This is a genomic window from Pseudoalteromonas sp. AOP7-A1-14 (assembly GCF_052376275.1).
GTDB lineage: Bacteria > Pseudomonadota > Gammaproteobacteria > Enterobacterales > Alteromonadaceae > Pseudoalteromonas.
On record NZ_JBQSVO010000180.1, the window covers coordinates 1 to 3,878 of the forward strand.

Here is a 3,878-nt window from a genome sequence, read left to right on the forward strand (position 1 = left end):
GCAAAATAAGCAAAACTGCTTAAGCATTTTTGTTTCGCTGTCATTTTTATTAACCGCCTCACGCTCTGCGCACCTCATTTGTGCCAAATTAGCTTTAGTTACAAAACGTTTAACAGCTGCTCATTAATTCATTGTCAAAACTTAACTGAGACTTTCCAACACTACGACTTGTTTTAACGGAACCACACATTTGCTACCTCCATATAATCACCTTACACACAAGACAGCAAAATTGGTATTTACCTTCAAGAACTTATTAGTTATTTGGCGGGGTCTTATCAAACTCCGTAATAGTATTTAACTCTTTTAACCAAAAGGGGCTTGAACGACACCAAATTTGTGCTTTAGGAATAAGTTGTTCACGTTCTTGAACAGCGCCTAATCTCAAGCCGTATACTTTATCGCCCGCGCCCACAGATGTTGCATATAAAGACGTACCGCAATTACCACAAACCCCCTGCGCTCGCTTGTTGCCACTTTCAGCAACTTTTATATACTCTTTTGGTGTAGTTGCAGTAAAAGTAACTGCATTAGGCTGCGACATGACCACTGTACGAAATGGGCCACTCGACATTTCTTGGCAATCTGTGCAATGGCAGTTTATTACTTTGGTCGCATCAACCTTTGCTTTATAAGTTACTTCGCCACAATGACAACGTCCGGTAATTTCCATAATGCTTCCTAAGTAAAGCTTTAGCTATGTTACGTCATAATTGGCCACTTTACTTTAAACACCCCCTTATACCCAGCACTCTTTGTTGCGAATTTAATTTCTCGTCTCTAGCGATGTTTATACTGTGTTTTACAATGGCTGCGCGTAATGGCTGGGTTACGTAATTTTAAATGTTTAGTGGAACGCCCATTATGGCGCTTACGCCACACTTTAAATGAACCTGGGGAGACGTTATTACGCATAAAGTTAACCAACTCAGTATGATTTAATCCATACAAATACTCTATGGCTTCAAAAGGCGTGCGATCTTCCCACGCCATTTCGATAATTCTTGATGTATCACTACTATTAAACTGCATAACTCATCCAAAATACGCTTATACGCAATGGTTGTTCATTTGGGTCATGACATTTCTTAGCTTATATTTACTTCCCACGGTGGATTTAATCGATTATCACCCAATATAGCTTGATTTTATTTCCAGCTGAGTCAGTCAAATTTTCTTCTCGCCATAAATGACGCTGTTCAACCGTTTAAGTATTAAATTGAATGCCTTTCGTTTTTAGTAACTCAATCCATTCTTTTAAATTATCATTTTCGAAATATATGATGGCACCGTTAATAAATACAATGTCAGCGAGTATCAATGAAAGCGTAGCTTTATTAGCATATTAAAACGAGCATAGCGAGGGGGTTAATGACTTGCGTAAAGCATAAGGTGATGTAAAGGTTATTAGTTTGTTCAATGTCAATGACAGGAAGCGTTACTTGGTTGAGGCTCATCATAATTGCTTCCTAATCGTTAAAGTAGGCAGCAATTATAAAACCTCAACTTAGCTTAAAAGGTCAAATTAATAATTTGAAGGTTGATATTACAACGCTTGATAGCGATTTGCTTGCTTTATACTAGCAAAGTCATTAAAGCGAACACCATGTTGTTTCATAACCAGAAGGATTTTTTTACTTAGCATTTGACGCAAATAAAATGGCTGATTTGGTACAAAATGGTGAATTGTATGGGTATGACCAAAGTTAAAACAAAATAAATTAAACGGTGCAAATAAGCGGCTAGTTAAGACATGAGTTTGTTCAAGCATATTATTAACGCCACCATAATAATGCATGCTTGAAGTAACAAAGTTAAGTGAACTTGAGCGCACTATATTAGGCACAATCAACACGACCATTAAAAATTCAAATACAGCCATAATACCTAATACTAGCGCGGGTGAGTTAGCTTCAAGTGGCAAAAATAAGTTAGTTAAATGGAACACAATCACACTATATAAAATTGCAAAATACGCAGTGGTTACCGGAAAACCCGCGTTAAACACTTTAAAAAAACTAAAGTTTTTAATTTCTTTACTAAAGCGTTTAGAGTTCACTAACAAACCGAGCAAACCATCAACAATCACTAAAGTGCGTAATAATGGGTTTTTAATGCCATTACCTACCAGACGTTCTTCTAAGTCTTGTGCAGTACCTGACACCTTGTGATGATGCAAATGCATTTTACGGCGATACCAGGGACTGATTGTATTAGGTCGCATTAACCATACAGTCAACATCATAAAATTGTGTATAAAGGGCTGATTACTAAAGTACTGTTTATGGATAAGGTCGTGTTCAAGTTCATGGGAGATAGAAGTCGCTATTGCGGCTAACACAATACATAACCACGCAGGGATGATAGCAAGATAATAGAGTGCACCAACTCCAATCAAGGCAGCGAGAGATAACAATAAAATAGCCATTCCAAGAGTGTTCTGATGGGCTAATAACGGATGCTTTTGGCGAAGCTTAGCCTCTTCATCTTTAATTGCCTTAACAATGGCTTGAATATTTTCTTTAGCACTTAACGTATTCATGAGTAGCAACTGATAATCAAATTTAGTGTAATAATACCCGAATCTTCTACCCACGCCAAAATAATTTGAAAACCTACGCCATTATTCACCGGCAACTTATAGGTACACTATTAAATCATCAACCTTGGCCTTTATGCCCTATCCATCTGTTATCCAGTTAACTTTTAGAATTACATATATCTAATTTGATAGTATCAGCCAATGCTTTAGGTAAGCGCTATAAAAATTTACCTGGTATATAGCCTAATGCACATGCGGGTCCAAGTGTGATCAATGAAAATATTGCCTGTCTAAAGTAGCTAGAGAAATGTGCTTATCATAAATATAATGAAATAGCAGCGATATCACTACGCCACTACGGATAATTAGCCCCAGTGCACTGAATATTTTTTTATTTTCACATCCGCTTGTTTATCTATTGAACCCCTCATATTTTTATAACTAAAAACTAAGGAGCATTTCGCTCAGACGGTGTCGTTTTAAAGTCACCAACCATATTATGAGGATCAACTAGTGAACGCTGCTCTTTTGCCGCTTTCGCCCACCAAATTAGTTGATTAAAGGTTCGAGAAAAATAATCAAACCAAGCGCTTTGCTCTTCACCTGCTTGTAGTGCCCCATCTTCTAAAAATATATCTTGCGCTTTTGGTATATGAATCATAGCAGAAACGGGTAAGCAACCTAGCTCAGCTAAAAATGTTCGCATACCAACAGCGGCACGCATCCCCCCCCATTGTCCTGCTGAATAGGTAACAATTGCACTAGGTTTATAAGCAAATAGTGAGCTACCAAAGTGGTTTAATAAATGCGCTAATGCGGGGCTCATTGAATGATTATATTCAGGGCTTATCATTACAAAAGCATCTGCGGATTTTATTTTAGCGGCCAGCTCATTAAGTGCCGCAGGAGCCTTACCTTCAAGGTAGGAAAACTGTGGTTTAAAAACATGTTCAAGCGGGTATTCAAGTGCATCAATAACCTCCACCTCATGCTCACTATAGCGATTTGTAAAGCACTCAATGCTGGCTTTTGCTACACGCTCACCAAGTCGTGCTGGTTTAGGAGGAGTGCTATCACGAACAGTCCCCAAAAAAACGAGAATTTTCATTGTTAGATTCCCTTTATTTAATTTCGATTATAAACTAACCATATAAGAGTTAATTTATTGATTCAATCAATTGTAGGAATTAGTAGGTTTAATTTTCGGGGTTAACTTTATTGCGTTAGGTTTAACTTTTAAACTTTAAGACATGACCCATTCATTAACTCGCTTCGAACAATCAATCGCGTTACTTTGAATAGCGCTCGGGTTCTCGCATACACAAATATCGGGCAT

The 3,878-nt window shown here is 37.7% G+C and carries 4 protein-coding genes; all 4 read right to left on the reverse strand.

From position 1 onward, the window contains the following. Nucleotides 1-256: 256 nt before the first annotated feature. The 4 genes from ACT3RM_RS17115 to ACT3RM_RS17130 all read right to left on the reverse strand — a co-directional run bounded on the left by ACT3RM_RS17115 (nt 257) and on the right by ACT3RM_RS17130 (nt 3,650). Entirely contained in the window at nt 257-673 is a 417-nt protein-coding gene (locus ACT3RM_RS17115) for a GFA family protein (protein ID WP_441835999.1), read from the reverse strand. A 107-nt stretch (nt 674-780) separates the two neighbouring features. Continuing rightward, nucleotides 781-1,032: a TIGR03643 family protein gene (locus ACT3RM_RS17120; protein ID WP_441835998.1), complete on the reverse strand. Its 252-nt coding sequence runs from the start codon at nt 1,030-1,032 to the stop codon at nt 781-783. Nucleotides 1,033-1,546: 514 nt separating this feature from the next. Further along, on the reverse strand, nt 1,547-2,542 hold the full coding sequence (locus tag ACT3RM_RS17125) for a fatty acid desaturase (RefSeq protein WP_441835997.1): 996 nt from the start codon (nt 2,540-2,542) through the stop codon (nt 1,547-1,549). A gap of 448 nt (nt 2,543-2,990) precedes the next feature. Further along, nucleotides 2,991-3,650, reverse strand: a complete 660-nt coding sequence (locus ACT3RM_RS17130; RefSeq protein ID WP_441835996.1) for an NADPH-dependent FMN reductase — start codon at nt 3,648-3,650, stop codon at nt 2,991-2,993. Nucleotides 3,651-3,878: the final 228 nt, after the last annotated feature.